This is a genomic window from Aeromonas sp. QDB23, assembly GCF_027707745.1.
Lineage (GTDB): Bacteria > Pseudomonadota > Gammaproteobacteria > Enterobacterales > Aeromonadaceae > Aeromonas > Aeromonas allosaccharophila.
Genome location: NZ_JAPCJA010000007.1, coordinates 99,138 through 116,770, shown reverse-complemented (window position 1 = coordinate 116,770; position 17,633 = coordinate 99,138). Strand labels below are relative to the sequence as shown.

Genomic DNA, 17,633 nt, shown 5'->3' with positions numbered 1-17,633 from the left:
GAAGGGTACCACCAATCAGCAGTTGGCCACCTCTCGCCATTCATCCATGAGTGTCGCACTTATTATCTGAATTCCCGCTTTGCATAGTCAAAGCTGCCAAGGGCAATCTCGTGCTTTATCGCCGCTAGTTTGTTCGCTGCGAATTTGACGTTTGCCTTAGTGATGGGGATGTCCAATACCTCTCTGCACCGGCGCCCCTTATAGCTGAAACAGATCCGTAGCTTGCTGCCATGCACTTCAACACCAGTCAGCCCGGCAACCAGAGAGGCTTGGTTATCTATTGCGCTGACTCTACCCATTTGTCGTACTCCTCGACGCTGTAACGAACCTGACCATCAGGGCCATATTTCCAGATTATTCCTTCTGGCCACTCACCCTTCAGGCGGCGCCCCTCTGCAGCCTTCTCGGTCATCCCTGTCAGGGCCTCAAAAAGGCGTGGTTTCACCCATCTTGCGCACGGGTAGATGTAATTTCCTTGCATGTGGTCCTCGCGATTAAAAGAGACTCGAGCCGGTGACGCCCGAGCTGGTTGTAGTAAAAGGTTTGAACTTGCTTGCGGGAGTTGGCAGCCTGGTCAAGGCGGTATTCCCCCAGTTCGGTGGTTTTCAGGCTGTGTCGGTTGGCCAGCCTGCCGATGGCTTGCGCACTCACCCCCAGCTCCTTACCCAGATCGGTTGCGCTCCAGAGCTGGCCGGTTACCCTGGGCGTTTCGATAGGCAGATCGAAGTGAGCCAGGATGCGGCCGATCTCGGCGAGCTTGGCCGACTGGGAAAGGGTGGGGGAGAGTACGGTATTAACCAGATCGTCCAGCAGTTGGCTGCTCTGGTCGATGAGTTGTAGCTGTTGCATGGCGTGGCCCTCCTGTCCTTGAGGATGGGGCGCCAATTGGATTGAAGGAAGGGCCGTTAATCCTCTTCATCAAGGATTGGCACGCAGACATCCGACATGTCTGAGAACAATTCTTCGCCTTCTATGCTGACGCAGTTGACTGAGTTGCTCATGCAAATGATTTCATCAACTACGCGCCTGAGCTCGTCTCGGTCTAACTCTTCATTATTAAGTAGTTGCTTGGCCGTATCCCTGAGCGAGCGAACCTCTTCACTTAGGTTTCTGCGCCAGCCGTTCATACTGAAACTTACTTTTGACATTCAGCCTACCCCTCAGCTTTGCAGCGGTTGCTGCTTTGGTTCGATTGTAACCACCCCGAGATCGCACTTGAACTGATGCACATCACTGCTGAACTTCGGCTTGCCATCAAACTCCTTGCCCAGAATGTTGGCCTTCTCAATCAGAGCGCTCTTTGCAGCCTCAAAGGCGGCGTGGGCGGCCAGCACTTTGGCGTCAGTTGTCTTGTAGAAGCTGGTCATAGCGGGGCCTCCTCGCCACCCAAGGCGGCAAGCAGCGCCGGGATAAACTGGGACAGCTCGCCGGTCACCAGTGCAAAGTCGGCGTCCATGCGGGCTGCTGGATCCTCGCTGGTGATGTCGTCATTCTGCTCGCGCAGCTCCTCGCTGAACTTGAGGCGCTTGATGGAGAGGTCATCGCCCAGCACAAAGCTGATGCTCTCACCCCAGCAGAGGGCCAGCTTGGTGACCAGCTTGTCGTTGGCGAGGTGGTTTTTTACCTCGTCGGTCATCAGATCCTGCTGCTTGAAGCGGGCGATCCCGCCGTGTTCCATGGCGCTGCGCAGCTCGGATTCATCTTCCAGGGTGAAGGAGGCAGGCAGGTTTCCCTCTTGCAGCCACTCGGTCATGGTGATTTCTGGCGGGTTCTTGAGCGCCACCGGCACCGCCGGCAGGCTGCCGATGGACTTGCGCAACAGGGCCAGCACGTCCTCGGCCCTCTTGGCGGAGGGGGCATCGACCATCAGTAGGCCGTCGGCCGGGTTGATCCACGCGTAGGTGTTGGCGGTGCGGCTGAATGCGCGGGGCAGCAGGGTGTGCAGCAGCTCCTCTTTCAGCACCTCTTTCTCTTTCCTCTTGAGGGGGCGGCCCTGCTCGAACTCGATCGCCTCAACCTTCTCATCCAGCTGCTCTTTGACGACGGTAGATGGCAACATCTTCTCCTCCTTGCGAGCACAGATGAGGATCTGGCCGTTGGCGGAGTGGGTCAGGGTGCTGCCGAACTTGCCTAGAGGTCGAGTCCAGCCGAAGCGGGACATATCCTGGCTGCCGCAGGGGGTGAAGGCACAAGCTTCGAGCTGAGTTTCCAGCTGTTCGGCGGTCAACTCGAACGGGCGGGTGAAGCGGTACACTTGAAGGTTTTTAAACCACATGGTCTGGGGTCCTTTTGGTTGGTTAGTTGCGGGCTTTTGCCTGCAGGTCGTGGAGTTTCTTGGCGGCTGCTTCGGCTTGTGACCGGTTGCAGATGGTCCCGCCAGGCAGTACAAACTTGCCGCGCAGCTTGGGGTGGGGCATGACGACGCCCAACCCGATGACTACCGCGCCGCAGTAGGGGTTATCTGTGTCTTTCATGGGGTTCCTCTACTTATCCACCGTTTCTGTGTGGCTGGCGGTGGATGGTTTGGGGGTATCAGGCTGCAGCGCTGACGGGCTCGGCTCCGGCAAGCAGCAGGGTGAGCTTGCTGACATCGCGTATCCGGCACTCGCCGCGCCAGTTGGGGGCGAAGATGAGGAGCATTGAGCCCTTGGGGTTGCCCTTCATTTCTTCTCCGGTTGCCTTGTTGATGAAGCTCACCCGACCGTTGCGCCACTTGCCGTTCTCGTCGTGGTAGCCGGTGATGTGGCGTACCTCGCTGGCGCGCTCGCCTGGATACCATTCTGTGCTGGTGTCCTGCGGGACCAGCATGACGGTGCCGATGCCGCGGTCCTGCTGCTCGATGGCCTTTCCCACCCATGGCCCGATATCGGAGTAGGGCGGATTGAGCCAAGCCCAAGGCGATCGCACAAACGGGCTGATAAAGTCGCCCCAGTCCACGCTCAGGGCGTCGATGTCAGGCGTCAGGTACTTCTCGCAGAGCGCCGTTTCCGGCAGTGCGGCGGCATCGAGGGCGAAGTTGAACTCAAGATCCAGCGCTCTGAACAGATAGAGCGGGGTCTGGGTCATGTCGCGGGTGGCTTCTGGGGTGGTGGAACCGCGGTAGTCAGCCATTGGCAGCCCCCTTGCACTCAACAGCAGCCAGTTGGCCATTCATCAACGCTTCGCGTAAGGCGATCATCTCCCTGTTGCGAAACAGGCTAGTAGCATAGATGAACGGCTTGCACAGGTTGTGTCCTTGGATCTCGAGGAAGTCCTTGCAACCCTGCTCTGTGAAGCAGGCTGTTTCGAAGTGGCTGATCTCCTTGACGGCCAGCTTTACCCAGTCGCCAGTTTCGCGGTCATCACGCCGGAGGAGCTCAAGCCTCCGCTCAGTTGTTTCGCTGGCCTCGATGTGCCTTTCCTGATGCCACCAGAAAATGCGGTCGTGATCATAGTCAGCATCAACAACAATCTCACGCTTGGAGAACACGCAATAGAGCGGGTCTGCAGTGAATCGACCATGCTGAGTGTTCAGTGAATGCTGCATTCTATGCAGCAGCTCTGGTAGTTGCTGGCTCATGCAGCCTCCTTTCTGGCTTTGCTGTATCTGGCCGCGTCCTCGCAGTCGTCAATGTGGCTGGCGCCATACTTCTCTCTGGCCGCCTCGGCGCAGGTGTATGCCTCGTATGGGTTAAATCCACAGGTAACCTTGCCGCAGTCAGGGCAGTTGCCGCGGGTGCGGCCTGTTGTCTGCCGCTTGCGTGGGCGCTTTGGCTTGCGGATCCCGGCAACGGTGATCATGCGGCGCTCGTTGACGTTGCGCGCCTGGAATGTGCGGCGACTGATGGACTTCACGTACTCAAGCGGGTAAAAGGCAACCTCATCGTTCCACAGAGCATGCCTTACCTCCTCTGCCGTCAGGATTAGCGCATCTGACAGGCAGACTGTCGAACCCTTCTGGGCCTTCCAGTAGACATCGTTACCGTCGAAATCACCGATGCAGCAGTGGATTACATACTGATCGCAGCCTGTTGCCAGACCGGCCTTGGTGTCATCCAGATACTGGTGGTCAACCCGCACGGTAGCGAGCTCATCGACCAACGCCTTGCTGAGCGGCACATCGGTGTGGCGCCCATTGAAGTGGCGCTGGGCCTCCTCCAGCGTGTAGACGTGGGCTTTGTCCAAGTTTGAGGTGTAGCCATTGCCATTAAGCGCCCAGAACATGCAGGTGCTGCCTACATTGGTTCTGGTGTCGCGCAGATAGAAGCCTGTCATGCCGCCTCCTTGTGCTGTTCTGGTTGCTGGCTGGCTGCGAACTGCTCTTCCCACAACTTCACCTTGAGCTCGCAGGCGTAGAGGATCTGGCCAACCAGCTTCTCGCCAAGCCCCTTCACCTTGTCCAGCTTGTTGCCCTGGTGGCTCATCACCTTGTAGAGGGTGTCGATCCCGGCATCCTCCAGCGGCTTGATGGTGCGCGGCGGCAGGCCACATTCGTGAATGCTGACCGTCTTGGCCCATTCTGCTCGCGGCTGCAGGTGCGGATGGCTCCGGGCCAGCGCTTCGAACATGAAGTTGAAAATATCCTGCGTCATGGCATCAGGGGCGCCGGCACCGAACGGGGTGGGATAGATGGGGTTCATCCACTGGCTCAACATGACCGAGCAGCCGGAGCCATCGGATTTCATGGCGTGCAGCTTCCAGTTGAGGTCATTGATGAGGTAGGTGAGGTTTGACTGCAGGCCGTGATCCACCAAGTAGACATTCCAGAGCGTGCCGTCCTCGCCCTTATAGGTCTTGGCCAGGTGCTTGAACCAGACCAGCTTGGCATCACGGCAGCTCTCGAGCTCCATGATGACGCCGTGGCGGCTTTCCAGCTCACGATCCTGCTCGTTGATGGCATCCAGCAGGTCTTTGATGCGGCGCTCGAGTTTCAGCACCTCGGCGCGGTAGGCAGCCTCATTGCTCTTGTGCTTGGCGATCGCGGTGCGCTGTTGCTCCAGCAGGTCGTTTTTCTCCTTGATGCGGCGCTTCATGCCTGCCGGATCCATGGCCTTGAGGTCGGCAAGTTGGCGATCGGTCTGGCGTGAGGTGAATTGCAGGGCACTGAATTTGGTTTCGATCTCATTCAGGGCGCGCTGCGCCTTGTAGAGTTCGTCTGCCTTGGCTTCCAGCTCATCTGCGCCTTCTTGCCGCGCTGCTGCGATGCGCTGCTCGGCTTCTGCCACCTGCTGGCGCAGCTGGCTGACCAGTGCGATCTGCTCATTCAGCTCACCATCCCGGGCTTCCAGCTGGTCGATGAGCCCGTTGAACTCGTCGATATGGGCGTTGGCAGCCTCGCTGATCATGGTCAAGTTGGCGGTGAGCAGGGTTTCAAAGCTGCCGATGGCGGCCTTGGCCGGGCCGTCAGGCATCTGGATGATGGCTCGGATCTGGGTTGTGAGGGTGTTCAGGGCAAGGCTGGTTGCCTCGCTGGGGTTCAGCGTGGTCATGGTTGGTCCTCTGGGAGTGCAAAAGCCCCGTTGGCGGCGGGGCGGGTGATCAGTAGTTGATGCTCAGGTGGTCGATCTTGTTGCTGGCGATGTGCTTGACGATGTTCACGGCGACATCCTCAGCGAGACCCAGCCCCATCAAGTCCATCACGATGGAGCTGTTGATCCGGCCGCGGTGCTCACGGTCGGCCAGGCGGCGGGAGTTCTCTTCATCCTTGAGGCGCTGTTCGTCGGCGATGCGTTGGCGCTCCTGCTCGGCGGCGGCCTTCGCTGCAAGCTCTGCTTCCATCTTTGCTTGGGCAGCAGCCTGCAGGCGGCGCTGTTCTGCCTGCTCCGCTTCGGCAATACGGCGGGCTTCTGCCTGCTGGCGGGCCAGCTCTGCGGCTTCTGCGTCGCGGATAGCCTGTTGCTCACGTTCCCGCGCTTCGCGTTCGCGGCGCTCGGCATCGAGGCGGGCCTGCTCTTGGCGCTGGGCTTCGGCTGCTGCAGCCTGCTCTGCGATGCGGCGCTCACGATCTTCCTGATCGCGGGCGGCAGCCTCTTGGCGCAGACGCTCCAGCTCGGCGGCTTGCGCTTCCCGCGCCTTGGCTTTCTCAATGGCGGTGCGCAGGTGGAGCACGGCAGCATCCTTGGCTACGCCTGCCTGGGCGGTCATCTCTTCCCAGCTGTCGTCGATGGCGATCGCTTCAATCTGCTGCAGGTAGTGCTCCAACTCGGTGCTCGGCAGCTCGGCGGAGGTCTGCTTGGCTATGGAGAAGGCCAGCATACGTTCTTGCAGTACGGCTACGCGGGCTGCTTCTTCCGCTTCGTACTGGGTGAGCGGGGCACGCACTTCCTCTTTCAGGGCGTCGAGGGTGTCGCGGATCACCTTGCGGTTGGCGTCAATGCGCTTGGGGATCTCCTTGTACTGGTCGGTCAGCTCCTTGCCGAAGCCTTCCAGATAGGTTTTGGTCTTGGCAACGGCATAGGCGATGCTGGCGATCTCCTTGCGACCTTTGGCGGTGGTCACGTCAGGCACCAGGCTGGATGCCTTCTGGCGGATATCGGCCAACAGCTCAGTCACCCCTTGGCCCTCGGTAAACAGGGCAACGGCGGTGGTCGGTTCGATGACAACCAGCTGAGTTTGGGCGGTGTCGGTCTTGGCTTGTTCGGTCATGTCGGGGTCCTTGTGGCGGTGATCCATAAAAAAGCCCGCTGGTTGGCGGGCTGGACTGGTTAAAGTGGTTGGTTACGCTTGCTGCTGGTCGAGTTGGCGCTTGCGCTCGCCAGCGACCTGCTTGATGCCTTTGACTATCTGCGGGTCGCCGGTGCCGTTGGCCCACTCCCACGCGGCGGTGTAGGCTCTTTGCCACTCCTCGCCGGAGGATGCGCCCTCGATGGCGGCGCTGTGGTCAGCGTAGGCGCTGGCGTGGTCAACCTGCTCGACCGTTTCGATGTGCGGTTCAACATGTTGCTGCGGCTCAGCTTCGAGCGTCACCGGTTGATCCATGCTGCCTTTCATGGCGGCAAGCGTGCGGTTTGGTGCTTTCTGTTGCTGCACTTGGGCGCCCGGGATCTCGTTGATGATGATCTCCTTGCCTTCCATCTCTTCGGCTGTGGGCTCGCTGCCGATCTCAGGCCATGCCTTACGCAGCGCTTGCGCCTCGGTACACTTGGCCAGCTGGGCATATGGGCGCTTGCGCCACATGGCGTTGGGGCACTCAGTCTTGCCGCTCTGGGTGGCGTAGTTCTCCTTCCAGCGCTCAAGGGCATGGAAGGCCACCCGCTGGCCGTCAATCATCTTGTAGACGGTGTATTTGCACCACTGCGGGTAGGTGACCTTGATCTTGTTTTGCTGGTTGTAGGGGTCTTGGAACTCCTCGGTCACATCAGGGCCAAACACAGGCTCATCAGCACCGGCGTAGTTGCCGGAGCGGTCTGCTTGAATGCGGTACATGCCGATACCGGGCATTGGTACATCGCGCCACACCTTATCCTTGGTGCGAGCGTCAGTGACCTGCATGGGCACCAAATGTACCGGCTTGAGCAGGATGTCCAGCCCGCGCGCCTTGCAGTAGTCAATCGCCATCACCACAGAGTCAGGGTTAGCGCCTGGGTAGATGGTGTTACACAGGGCGTTCCAGGTTGGCTCATCGATACCGCGCTGGGCCAAGATGGGGAACTCGGCGGCGAAATTCTCCGCCGCCTGCTGCTTGATGATTGCGATGTTGCTCACGCTGCTCTCCTTGCCCATGCCGGGCGGGTAAGTGGTATCAGGTCGTGCCAGTCGTTATTGACGCGGCACTCGTGGAATTTGCGCAGGTCGCGGCGGTAGAGGTCTTTGCCTTCCTCTTTCCACTCCTGCTCCAGCGGGCGAACCCGCACTGGATAGCGGCCGCACTCAATGGATGAGCTGACCGCGATAAAGATGAAGTCCGGGATCTCGCCGTAGATCTCCCGATAGCCATCGGAGTACATGGCGTCCTGAACGTGGTAGCGGAACTCTTCGACGTGGCGCCGTAAGCGACTCATGTCGTCCACCTTCTTCACGTCGGCCAGAATGGGGTGGCCGGTCAGCATCCTGTCTGGCCGGCAGCGGCATAGTTCCTCGGTCTCGCGGTCAGTCCAGTAGAGCGACCCCTCACAGATTCCGTCCTGCTCCAACAGCCAGCGGGCGTCAGGGTGGGCGAACACGCTTTCGCGCATCAGTTGCAGCTTTCGCCCATCCTCTGCGGTCATGATGGTCTTGCCCAGCTCGGAGCAGTTGGCCAGAAACTCCTTCTCTTCATCCTTGCCAGCGTTGGTACGGCGGTTGAACTCAGGGGCGATGATGAAGCGATCCTTGAACTCTTCCGGCTCCAGCAGCAGGCAGTGCAGGGCGGTACCCATGTCCAGCGCCTTGAGCTTTTCCTCATCGACCGGCGCGCTTTTGCGCCAGATGTAGGTGGCAGGGCTCTCGGCGATGTCGTCGAGCTGGGATTTGCTGATGCCGGGGCCAGAGTGGTACTGCTCGTTGGAGAGGCCCAGCACCAGCCCCTGCGGCAGGGCTAGGCTGGTATCTACGGCGGCGTTCATATGGCCTCCTTTATTGCCTTCATCACGCCATGAAACAGGCCATGGTGTATTCGGTCCATTTGCGGCCTTAGCTCAATAGCAAGATTGGTTTTGCACTCAACCCATGCGTAATGAGCATCGACAGGTGAATCAAACAGACCTAGGTGGATGCTTTTTCTGGTAATTGGGTTTCTGCATCTTGACTCGAATGTATTTGGCTCTTTATGCAGGCGAACACCTATAGGCCACTTACCACGAAGCGCAGCCCTGTCAGTGTTGAAGCTATTTAGCCATGAAGGAACATAGATGCAGTTATCTGGCGAGTAGATTTTCGAGTTACCAAGAAGGTCTTTATCAAGCTGCCAGCCATCTACGTGATGTTTAATCCACCACTCCCTAAATCCCATAAAAGAGTGCCAGACAGAGCCAACTGTAACGCCAATATAAGTTGGGTTTTTGATGTGACTCGTCTCGCTGTACGTCCTATACAGCATGTGGCTCCAAGTCTCATAAGCAGGGCAAGTGACCTGTTTTCCACCAACCCTTGGTTTTGTTAGGTAGTCAGCATCATTGACACCTATCCCATGCAACTTCTTGCGAAAAGCCATTGCGCGACTGTTGATTGGGTAGTTGGATCTAAGCCACTCAGAAAGTTCAACGCCTTTCATGCTGCGCTCCTCTGAAGATACCTTTCAAACTGCTCCTCGCTCATGGCGTTGTGCAGGGCGGCCACATGGTCGCTCCAGGCGGCCTTGGCCAACTCGGCAAGCCCAGTGTCAACTACCTGCTGGATGAACTGCTTCAGTTGCGCATCATCGCCGCCGAGCATGCGACAGATGGCTAGGTTGTATTGGCGGTGCTGGTCGCTGCCGAGCTCGCCCAGCAGGGTTGCTGGGTCTGTTTTAAGCAGGCCGGCCAGCAGCAGGGGGTGGTTGGCGCTACACCACTCGGCGACCCACTCGGCCTTGGCGTTGGCCTCGGCTTCGCGGCTCTCCAGCAGGGCGAGCAGGGTGGTTTCGTTGATCATGGTCGGGGGTCCTTGGTTGGTAAAAACAAAAACCCCAGCGCGAGGGCTGGGGTTGTTGGTTGAAACTGGACGCTGGTTAGCGTGGCTTCATCAGCGATTGGGTGCGCCGAGTGACGGAAGCTAAGGTCAGCTTCATCAGATCGGTCAGGTCGTCATTACTCATCAGGTCGAGCATGCGCTGCATGTCGCGCGGGTCGGTTGGGTCAATGACGTGGGCGCAGTCAGCAACCGGCCAGAGAGTGAGGCAGTCACCGCCGTGGCGGCCGCTCATGCTGCCACTGTCTGGCTCGATACTGAGCATATAACGGGTGGCGCCCAGCTTGTGGCAGAGCGCCTTGGCCAGCTGCTGCCCGCTGCATTTGTACAGTTCGCTGGCTACGGGCGGGAAGGGGATGTCGTTTTCAGTCAGCTCGGCAAGCTGGCGGTGCAGTGCCTCGCTTTCGCTGCGGCGGGCGGCTTGAGCGGCAGCGTACACCTCGACTTCAAAAGCTGGCTCAATCCAGCCTGCATATTTCATGGCGACCAACTCGACCGCCCACACTCCTGGCCTGTTGCCACCCCTCACCGTTTTCAAAGCGGGAAATCCCGCTTTGGCCTCTACCGCTGCGATGTAGGCGCCATTGAAGCGCTTGAACTCGCTGGGCTTGTGCGATGCGGTAGCTTTACCTTGGGCGATGGCAGCTTTATGCAGGTCGTTGAGGTTGTACATACCATCGGCTGCAATGGTGATGGAGTGGTTGGCAATGGTGAGCTGAGTGTTCATGGCGTTTTCCTTTGGGCTAACAAAGTAAGCGTCACCATAGAGGTCTCAATCTCGAACTGGTGACGAGCTGAACAGGGTTGAGACTACCGGCACCCAAAGAAACCGGCCAGCCTTGCGGCTGCCCTGCCCAGCCCGTCATAACACGGGTACAGCTGGGCCGCACAAAAAAACACGCATGGCGCGTGTTGTGCGCTTTGGGTTGATCGGGGTCTCAATCCCGGCAACGGATTTTGCCGTTGCTTTTATAGTATCTAGAAACATTGGCATGGTTGTCAATCCATGAAAAAGCCCAGCGGATGCTGGGCTTGGTTTGGTGGTCGTTGTAGCGACTATTTTGGTTGGTATTTCTCGAAGTAGCTGGCGGCCAGTTCTTGGCCTTTGGCTAGTTGATCTGGGGTGAGTCGCTTCGCGGCATTATCACGCGCATCGTGGGAGCTCCGCTCGCCATTTGCTGCAGCAACAGAATACCAAGCGTATGACTTCACATAATCCTGCGGTACCCCTTCACCTCGCGCATATCCTGCACCTAAGTTGTATTGTGCATCTGGTAAACCTTGCTCTGCGGCTTTTCGATACCAAGAGAAAGCCTTTTTGAAGTCTTGCCGCACACCTCGCCCTTGGTAGTGTATCACCCCAAGATTGTACTGCGCTTCGGCAACACCTTGCTCGGCGGCCTTGCTGTACCATATCAAGGCTTTGCTAAAATCCTGTTTTACTCCCTGGCCCTGATCGTACATTACGCCAATGTTGTATTGCGCTGAAGGAAAACCTTGCTGGGCCGCCTTGTTGTACCAGTCGAACGCCAGTTTTTTATCCTGCACCACAGTGGTGCCGCTGGCATACATCCAACCAAGCTGGTTTTGTGCGGCAATCAAACCAAGGTCGGCTGCTTTTTTGAACCAGAATACGGCGGTTTTGTTATTCTGCGGAACGCCTCGGCCATCTTCATACATGCCGCCTAAAAAGAACTGTGAAGTTGCATGGTTTTGTTCGGCTGCTTTTTGGTACCAAAATACTGCTTGCTTATCATCCTGAGGTACACCGTCACCAATGTCATAGCTAAACCCAAGGCGATATTGGTCGTCCCTGCTGCCAGCCTCGGCCAGCTTCATAATCTTGGCCATGTCAGTATTATCTGGCTCTGCGTGTGCCACTGGTATCACCAGCAATGACAACCCTAGCAACACCGTTCCGATCCAACCCCCTACTCGATTCATATCCCCTCCTTGTTTCGAAGGAAGCATTATGGATCTGTTTGGGGCAACTGTCAGCCTGCAACCCCCTGATGCAAGGGGCTCCAGGCTGGCCACTGTTGCCAGTGGCTAGCTGTCACCTTCCAGCGCCATGTTCCGGTTTGACGGGTTAATGGCGATCTGCCGGGCCAGCAGATTGCGAGCGGTGACTGCCCAATCCGGATTGTTAAAGAGCGGTGCAATCCTGAATTCAGGCTGCAAGAAGCCAAGACACACTCGCGGTGTCTATTAAATGCGTCTTGGCTTGAGCCCTATGCGTGGGAGGGCTCGACCCTGTTATCAAACTGCGGAGCGGTGGAACTGCATGCGCCAGTGGAGGAGGGCGCTGTGCCTAGTGAAACCTGTATTGCGAAGCTGGGCGGCTCGAGCTGCCACAATTCGGTGCTGCTCTGAGGCCAGCATTGCCACATGAAGGCGCTGACGGATGGCGCGGCGGCGGGCGGCGTTGCCGTTCAGGCGGTCGGCGATGGCGGCAACGATCTGGTCTGCGCGATGCGCGGCTCTGGAAAAAAGGCGTCTGGTCATGGTACATTTACTCCTGTTGGCGAGTTGGTCCTCGCTAATTCCCACCGGGTCAACTGGTTGGGGTCCTGATTGCCGGGGTTGGTCCCTCGGCTTTCTCTGACTGGGGGTGGTACCCTAGTCCTTCAAAGCCCGCCCTGTGCGGGCTTTGTCGTTCTTACGCGCTGGTCAGGCGCTTTTCACTTCTGCCCTGGTTAGGGGCTTGGTCCTGATTGCTGGGTGGCACTGAATTCTGTTTTTGCCATCCACCGTCACCGCTTGGTTTTATTTGGTTAGGCAAAACTTACTGAATGCATGATAGGCAGGAATAACTAACAAGGCAATACCTTGGTAAGTTTTTTTTAACTTTGTGTGCGAATGCCGCTCACGCCGCTAGTTTTCTGGTAAGAAAAAACCCGCCGATGGGCGGGTTTGTGGGGGACACTAAACAGTCAGGAGCGGCGCAGCTCTACCATCTTCCCTAGAATCGTGGCTTCGCTGGATTTGAGATAACCGAAGTGGGGATCATCGACAACTAGGTTCATACCATCGATCGCATTTTTGGCTCTCAACAACAGGATCTTGTCTCCGTGTTTAACCAGTGCCACATCGCCATTCTCCAGCTTTAGCTGCTGCAAGCTCATATCAATGACGATCACATCTCCCTTGTGAATGCCGCTACCAACCAGATCATCGTTTTCAGCAACCACGGCACACAGGTGCCCGCCATCCTCTACAACCAAGTGCTTTCCGGTGTCAATCAGCGGGATAGCATCTATCGGCTGACCTACCATATCCATCATCTCCCAGATCGGCACCTTGGATACGGCCGTACTTGATGCGTACTCAGCACTACTCTTGCCGACAAATAGCCATATAGGGTCGCAACCAAGGATCCTGGAGATGCTTAGGACGCTGCTAATTCTGGGGTCACTGGTGTTGCCGTGGATGATGGCGCTCAGCGTTGGCTTGGATAGGCCAGTTTTCCGCGCCAGATCTGCAGCGGTCAAACCTCGCTCATCCATTAGCTGCTGGAGTCTTTCGTTAAAGGAAGACATTGATTTCACCATATCGTTAGATTCAACAAACATCATCCATTATGCCTCGCCCGGTGTAAGGTTTGTTTTATGTTGACCGGTTAGTTTGTTCTTACTAATATTGGCTGGTACACACAAGAGGACCAACCATGCACATCGACGAGCCCATCAAGTTTTTTGGCAGTGCGGCAAAGGCCGCCAACGCCATCGGTTACAACCGAGTTTGTTTCAATGACTGGAGAAAAAAGAACGGAGGAATCGTGTCCCCGAAAGCTGCTGCATTGTTTGTCAGTGCGAGCAACGGTGAGCTCGATTTCGGGTTTGGCGATTACACCAACCCCGAGAAGGATGCAAAAGCTGCCGCCTGACCAGCGGTGAGTGACTGAAACCAAATACCAACAGGACTCCATATGACCAATTTGAGCATCATCACCAGCACCGAGATGACTATGGGCACCCGCGAGATTGCGGAGCTGCTTGGTAAGCAACATAGCAACATTAAAATTTCCGCCCAGCGCCTCGCTGTATCTGGCGTTATCGGAACCCTTGCAACGCAAGAGTTCTCCCACAACGGCAACGTCTACGAGGAATACCGCCTCAATAAGCGCGACTCGCTGATCCTGGTGGCTCAGAACTGCCCAGAGTTTACCGCCCAGATTGTGGACCGGTGGCAGGAGCTGGAATCCCAGCAAAGACCGCAGATCCCGCAGACCTACGCAGCGGCCTTGCTTGAAGCTGGCCGCCTCGCACTGGAAGTGGAGGAGAAAACCAAGCAACTTGAGTACGCCAACAACGTGATCTCCATCAATGCGCCCAAGGCCGATTTCTTCGACCACTACGCCTACTGTGGCGGATCCCTTGGTTTTCGTGAGGTAGCCAAGCTGCTCAAGGCAAAAGAGCATGAGTTTCGCGCCTTCCTGTGTGCCAAGCGTTACATGTACCAACTCAGTGGTCAGTGGATGGCATACGCCCAGCATCTTGACGCCGGTCGCTTTGAGGTGAAAACGGGAACTGCTGAACGAAATAACTACGCATTTGCCAAGACCGTGTTTACCCCGAAAGGTGTGCAGTGGATCGCGGGTGAGTGGGGCAAGTACCAGGCTGAGAAAGCTTTGGCCTCCTGATGGAGTTGACCCGTGAAGAAACGTACCCGTCATGCCACCTCCTTGATGACGATGAAAAGGGTCTGTCTATTGTGCAGACCCTTGGCGGAAGCCAAGAGGGGGTACGCAGATTGTGCGTACCCTTCCCCGTTGAAATGACGGGGAAGGTCAGACTGATTACTGCAAGAACGATTTAACGAGGACCAACACCATGGGAAGACCAGCACTGTCTGATCACGAAAAAATGGACACCCTGTCACCCTTGCGGGTGCGCGGCACTGTCGGCCACCGATCCGTGTGGCAGGAAGTCGGTGCCGAAGTCGGCATGACTGAAACCGCATTTGCCCGCACCTCGCTGCTGATGCTGCTCAATTCCATATCAAAGCATGAGCCCCAGATCCTGGCGAGAGCCGTCAAACGGGCCAATCGGAGCCTGATCGAGCAGGGTTACCCGCCCGTCACTGTCGAGGAGATCCTGAAAGGGGATGGCCTGCCAGAGCGCGGCCTGCTGACATTCTCGCCGCAAGATGAGGCCATCTATGACGAGGAGCGCCCCAAGAAGCCGGTGCAAAAGCTCATCGGCCTGATCAATTTCGTTTTAGGGAGATAACTGCAATGACTATCAACGCCAGACCGCCACGCCCCGCAGCCCAGCACGTCAGTGAACGGGAAAACATCATTCTGAAATCCGTTATCCATGAGTTGTCGCTCGAGCTGGACACCTCGCTGATCCCTACTGCGCATGCGGCCGGCACCGACAAGACAGCCGTTCGACTCTCCCGCGAGCTGATGGCCCGCAAGATCGAGCGCGCCGAGAAGCAGCCAAGCGCATAACCATTATCAATCAGGCCCGCCTCACCACCGGGCTTAATCAGGACCTCAAAAATGACCATGAACCCAACGGCCCCACTGGGCCAACCCCTTTGTGCCGATCTGGATCACTGCCCTATGTGTGGCAGCGAACTGCGCACCGGTACCGATGACCGCTCATTTGAATGCCCGGGGTGTGACTACACCGAGCAGGAGGTGGCGGCATGAAAGCAATCGACCTTTTCGCTGGACTTGGTGGCTGGTCTACCGGCGCCGTGATGGCTGGCTGCGAAGTGCTTTGGGCTGCCAACCACTGGCAGGAAGCTGTGCACTGGCATAGCGAGAACCACCCTGATACCCAGCACATCTGCCAAGACCTGCATCAAGCCGACTGGACGCAGGTGCCGAGTCATGACCTGTTACTCGCCTCACCATGCTGCCAGGGGCACAGTAAAGCTCGTGGCAAGGCAAACGGAAACCCGCAGCACGATGCCAGCCGCTCCACTGCATGGGCCGTGGTGTCTGCTCTCGAGTTTCACCGGCCGCAAGCCGCCATCGTCGAGAACGTTCCTGAGTTCCTTGATTGGTCGCTGTATCCGGCATGGGCGGCAGCCATGCAGGCGCTGGGTTATTCCTTGGCGCCGCATGTGGTCAATTGCGCCGATCTCGGGGTGCCACAAGAGCGGATCCGCATGTTTATCGTCTGCACCCGCTCAGCAAACCCATTAATCCTGAACCTGCCGAAGATGGAGCATGTCCCGGCGTCGCAGTTCATTGACTTCAACGCTGGGCGCTGGTCACCAATAGCCAAGCCGGGGCGGGCGGAAGCAACGCTGGAGCGGGTTGCTAACGGTAGAGCCGTCCACGGCGACCGGTTCGTGATGAGCTACTACGGCAACACCCGCACCGGGCGAAGCATTGAGCGCCCGATCGGCACTATCACCACCCGCGATCGCTGGGCTGTTGTGGACGGCGACAGGATGCGGATGCTCACGGCAGAAGAAAACCTGCTGGCAATGAGCTTCCCGCGCGATATCAAGCGCCCAGACAACCACCGGCTGACCGTTCACATGGCTGGCAATGCAGTTCCGCCACTGGCTGGCAAGCGGATCATTCAGGCACTGGTGGAGGCAGCATGAACACCGTTATCAAATTCCCGGGGGCAGGCGCCCCCATTTCCAAACCTATCAGCAGAGGTAGCAACGTGAGCGAAAATGCCCGCAATGGCTTCCGCCTCGCTTACTCGTCGATGCTGAATGCCCCCTGGTACAAGGATGTAGCCAAGAAGTCCGTGTGGCTGCATTTGCTGCTGGATGCGGCCTACGAGAGCCGTGAAGTCACCTTCAATGGCAACCGCCTCACCATTCATCGTGGTCAGCTGGCTTGCTCTGCTCGTTCGCTCGGGAAAGCGTGTGGCGTATCTGAGGATCAGGCTCGTCGGGCGCTGGACTATTTCGAGGAGGAGGGGGCGATCGGCAGGACGACAAAGCAGGGCAAGAGTGGTTACACCATCGTCAGCCTGCTGAATTTCGACGCTTATCAGCGCGGAGTTTCGCAACACTTTAGCGCGGAGTATGGCGCGGAGTTTGAGGGCGCGCCAGATATGGGGTTAGAGGGTGATCGCCAACTCAGCGGCGCGGAGTTAGGTGCGGAGTATCATGCCGAAGATCTTATCATTAATAACAATATAAACTCTGAAGATAATAAACAGATCTCTTGTTCTGTTTCTGACGAAACAAAACCGGCTAAAAAAACGGCAGAGCCATCAGCCGATTCTCTGGCTGTGCTGAACCACCTCAACGCCGCATGCAATCGCCGCTATCAGGCCAAGCCAACCACCCTGCAAAACATCAACGCCAGACTGGCGGAGGGCTACTCTGTGGCCGATCTGCAACTGGTGATCGACTTCAAGCGCGAGCACTGGTCCGCAAACCTGAAAATGGCCGAATACCTGCGGCCAATGACCCTGTTTGCGCTGCAGAAGTTCGCCGGGTACCTGGCTGGCGCCCAGCGCTGGGTTCAGATCGGTCGCCCGCGCTGCCTGAACGGCGAGTGGGAGGGCTTCGAGGGTAAGCGCAAGCCGATGTCCAACATTGCCGCCGCCCAGCAGCAGGCGCGCAGTCTCATCGAATCGGGAGCTGTCAGCTATGACGACGACACTCCCCTCTAACGTGACCGCTCTGCCAGCCAACCAGGATGCGCCAGCCATGAGCGCCCGCATGGCCGCATTCATCGCTGAGGAGCTGCTGCCGCTGATGGCCGGTAGCTGGCCTGCCAGTGCCAACCAGCTGGATGCCAATGCCCGCGGTGTAGCGCTGGCTTGGGGTGGCGTGCTGCGCGGGTTCACTCCAGCCCAGATCCGGGAGGTGGTGCAGGACATGGCGGCCGATGTGGAGCGCCAGTTCGCCCCGCGTCCGGCAGAAGTGCGGGCAGAGATACTGCGCCGGCAGCCAGCCACGGCCGCACCAACCCGGGCGCCGCGGCTGGAGATCTCCATCAGGGCATGCGAGATGGAGGCGACCGTGATCGTGCTGCAGCGTGACGGCGACGTGACGAGCGAGGCGGTGCAGGTTGAGCTGGACAGGATACTCACCGAACGCCGCCAGCGCGGTTTTACCATCACAGGGAGGATTTAGGG

Annotated in this window: 28 protein-coding genes; 9 read left to right on the top strand and 19 right to left on the bottom strand. The window is 57.8% G+C overall.

Annotation, left to right across the window (positions count from 1 at the left end):
- Positions 1–62 precede the first annotated feature (62 nt).
- The 18 genes from PG888_RS23215 to PG888_RS05470 all read right to left on the bottom strand — a co-directional run bounded on the left by PG888_RS23215 (position 63) and on the right by PG888_RS05470 (position 11,508).
- Complete coding sequence (locus tag PG888_RS23215) at positions 63–299, bottom strand: Arm DNA-binding domain-containing protein (protein ID WP_442866237.1); 237 nt, start codon at positions 297–299, stop codon at positions 63–65.
- Positions 278–412: a hypothetical protein gene (locus PG888_RS05550; protein WP_265176782.1), complete on the bottom strand. Its 135-nt coding sequence runs from the start codon at positions 410–412 to the stop codon at positions 278–280. The genes PG888_RS23215 and PG888_RS05550 overlap by 22 nt, the downstream gene beginning before the upstream one ends.
- A gap of 29 nt (positions 413–441) precedes the next feature.
- Positions 442–849 (bottom strand): hypothetical protein, encoded by a 408-nt coding sequence (locus tag PG888_RS05545; RefSeq protein ID WP_182939499.1) that lies wholly within the window; start codon positions 847–849, stop codon positions 442–444.
- Positions 850–905: 56 nt separating this feature from the next.
- Positions 906–1,148, bottom strand: coding sequence for a hypothetical protein (locus tag PG888_RS05540; RefSeq protein ID WP_182939500.1), 243 nt, complete (start codon positions 1,146–1,148; stop codon positions 906–908).
- Positions 1,149–1,160: 12 nt separating this feature from the next.
- Complete coding sequence (locus PG888_RS05535) at positions 1,161–1,367, bottom strand: hypothetical protein (RefSeq protein WP_182939501.1); 207 nt, start codon at positions 1,365–1,367, stop codon at positions 1,161–1,163.
- Entirely contained in the window at positions 1,364–2,275 is a 912-nt protein-coding gene (gene rdgC / locus PG888_RS05530; protein ID WP_182939502.1) for a recombination-associated protein RdgC, read from the bottom strand. The genes PG888_RS05535 and rdgC overlap by 4 nt, the downstream gene beginning before the upstream one ends.
- 22 nt (positions 2,276–2,297) lie before the next feature.
- Positions 2,298–2,474, bottom strand: a complete 177-nt coding sequence (locus tag PG888_RS05525) for a hypothetical protein (protein ID WP_164537295.1) — start codon at positions 2,472–2,474, stop codon at positions 2,298–2,300.
- A 58-nt stretch (positions 2,475–2,532) separates the two neighbouring features.
- Positions 2,533–3,111 carry a phage N-6-adenine-methyltransferase gene (locus PG888_RS05520; RefSeq protein WP_182939503.1) on the bottom strand — a complete coding sequence of 193 codons (579 nt, stop codon included), beginning with the start codon at positions 3,109–3,111 and terminating at the stop codon, positions 2,533–2,535.
- A complete protein-coding gene (locus PG888_RS05515; RefSeq protein ID WP_182939504.1) occupies positions 3,104–3,559 on the bottom strand; it encodes a hypothetical protein in 456 nt (151 codons plus the stop codon). Before PG888_RS05515 ends, PG888_RS05520 begins: the two co-directional genes overlap by 8 nt.
- Positions 3,556–4,254, bottom strand: a complete 699-nt coding sequence (locus tag PG888_RS05510) for a hypothetical protein (RefSeq protein WP_182939505.1) — start codon at positions 4,252–4,254, stop codon at positions 3,556–3,558. The genes PG888_RS05515 and PG888_RS05510 overlap by 4 nt, the downstream gene beginning before the upstream one ends.
- A complete protein-coding gene (locus tag PG888_RS05505) occupies positions 4,251–5,468 on the bottom strand; it encodes a hypothetical protein (RefSeq protein WP_182939825.1) in 1,218 nt (405 codons plus the stop codon). The genes PG888_RS05510 and PG888_RS05505 overlap by 4 nt, the downstream gene beginning before the upstream one ends.
- Positions 5,469–5,517: 49 nt before the next feature.
- On the bottom strand, positions 5,518–6,624 hold the full coding sequence (locus PG888_RS05500; RefSeq protein WP_182939506.1) for a hypothetical protein: 1,107 nt from the start codon (positions 6,622–6,624) through the stop codon (positions 5,518–5,520).
- A 72-nt stretch (positions 6,625–6,696) separates the two neighbouring features.
- Complete coding sequence (gene bet / locus PG888_RS05495) at positions 6,697–7,683, bottom strand: phage recombination protein Bet (protein ID WP_197970794.1); 987 nt, start codon at positions 7,681–7,683, stop codon at positions 6,697–6,699.
- On the bottom strand, positions 7,680–8,522 hold the full coding sequence (locus tag PG888_RS05490) for a PD-(D/E)XK nuclease-like domain-containing protein (RefSeq protein ID WP_270692860.1): 843 nt from the start codon (positions 8,520–8,522) through the stop codon (positions 7,680–7,682). Before PG888_RS05490 ends, bet begins: the two co-directional genes overlap by 4 nt.
- Positions 8,519–9,169, bottom strand: coding sequence for a hypothetical protein (locus PG888_RS05485; RefSeq protein WP_259586857.1), 651 nt, complete (start codon positions 9,167–9,169; stop codon positions 8,519–8,521). The genes PG888_RS05490 and PG888_RS05485 overlap by 4 nt, the downstream gene beginning before the upstream one ends.
- Positions 9,166–9,528: a hypothetical protein gene (locus PG888_RS05480; protein ID WP_270692863.1), complete on the bottom strand. Its 363-nt coding sequence runs from the start codon at positions 9,526–9,528 to the stop codon at positions 9,166–9,168. Before PG888_RS05480 ends, PG888_RS05485 begins: the two co-directional genes overlap by 4 nt.
- Positions 9,529–9,604: 76 nt before the next feature.
- Positions 9,605–10,291 carry a KilA-N domain-containing protein gene (locus PG888_RS05475; RefSeq protein ID WP_270692865.1) on the bottom strand — a complete coding sequence of 229 codons (687 nt, stop codon included), beginning with the start codon at positions 10,289–10,291 and terminating at the stop codon, positions 9,605–9,607.
- 329 nt (positions 10,292–10,620) lie between these two features.
- A complete protein-coding gene (locus tag PG888_RS05470) occupies positions 10,621–11,508 on the bottom strand; it encodes a tetratricopeptide repeat protein (protein ID WP_270692866.1) in 888 nt (295 codons plus the stop codon).
- A gap of 444 nt (positions 11,509–11,952) precedes the next feature.
- Here PG888_RS05470 and PG888_RS05465 point away from each other — a divergent pair, with 444 nt between their 5' ends.
- Positions 11,953–12,138 (top strand): hypothetical protein, encoded by a 186-nt coding sequence (locus tag PG888_RS05465; protein ID WP_270692868.1) that lies wholly within the window; start codon positions 11,953–11,955, stop codon positions 12,136–12,138.
- Positions 12,139–12,497: 359 nt separating this feature from the next.
- On the opposite strand, the gene PG888_RS05460 is transcribed toward PG888_RS05465, so the two are convergent.
- On the bottom strand, positions 12,498–13,139 hold the full coding sequence (locus PG888_RS05460; RefSeq protein WP_162516169.1) for a helix-turn-helix domain-containing protein: 642 nt from the start codon (positions 13,137–13,139) through the stop codon (positions 12,498–12,500).
- 92 nt (positions 13,140–13,231) lie between these two features.
- Between PG888_RS05460 and PG888_RS05455 the strand changes: the two genes are divergently transcribed.
- From PG888_RS05455 to PG888_RS05420, 8 genes are all read left to right on the top strand, one after another.
- Positions 13,232–13,450 carry a hypothetical protein gene (locus tag PG888_RS05455; protein WP_139731231.1) on the top strand — a complete coding sequence of 73 codons (219 nt, stop codon included), beginning with the start codon at positions 13,232–13,234 and terminating at the stop codon, positions 13,448–13,450.
- A 42-nt stretch (positions 13,451–13,492) separates the two neighbouring features.
- Complete coding sequence (locus tag PG888_RS05450) at positions 13,493–14,206, top strand: phage antirepressor KilAC domain-containing protein (protein ID WP_270692870.1); 714 nt, start codon at positions 13,493–13,495, stop codon at positions 14,204–14,206.
- A 190-nt stretch (positions 14,207–14,396) separates the two neighbouring features.
- On the top strand, positions 14,397–14,795 hold the full coding sequence (locus PG888_RS05445; protein ID WP_270692871.1) for a hypothetical protein: 399 nt from the start codon (positions 14,397–14,399) through the stop codon (positions 14,793–14,795).
- A gap of 5 nt (positions 14,796–14,800) precedes the next feature.
- Entirely contained in the window at positions 14,801–15,019 is a 219-nt protein-coding gene (locus PG888_RS05440; protein ID WP_270692872.1) for a hypothetical protein, read from the top strand.
- 51 nt (positions 15,020–15,070) lie between these two features.
- Positions 15,071–15,223 (top strand): hypothetical protein, encoded by a 153-nt coding sequence (locus PG888_RS05435; protein ID WP_162850482.1) that lies wholly within the window; start codon positions 15,071–15,073, stop codon positions 15,221–15,223.
- Positions 15,220–16,134 (top strand): DNA cytosine methyltransferase, encoded by a 915-nt coding sequence (locus PG888_RS05430; protein ID WP_064339875.1) that lies wholly within the window; start codon positions 15,220–15,222, stop codon positions 16,132–16,134. The genes PG888_RS05435 and PG888_RS05430 overlap by 4 nt, the downstream gene beginning before the upstream one ends.
- Positions 16,131–17,165 (top strand): conserved phage C-terminal domain-containing protein, encoded by a 1,035-nt coding sequence (locus tag PG888_RS05425; protein WP_270692875.1) that lies wholly within the window; start codon positions 16,131–16,133, stop codon positions 17,163–17,165. Before PG888_RS05430 ends, PG888_RS05425 begins: the two co-directional genes overlap by 4 nt.
- Positions 17,166–17,202: 37 nt before the next feature.
- Complete coding sequence (locus PG888_RS05420; RefSeq protein ID WP_182927985.1) at positions 17,203–17,631, top strand: hypothetical protein; 429 nt, start codon at positions 17,203–17,205, stop codon at positions 17,629–17,631.
- Positions 17,632–17,633 lie beyond the last annotated feature (2 nt).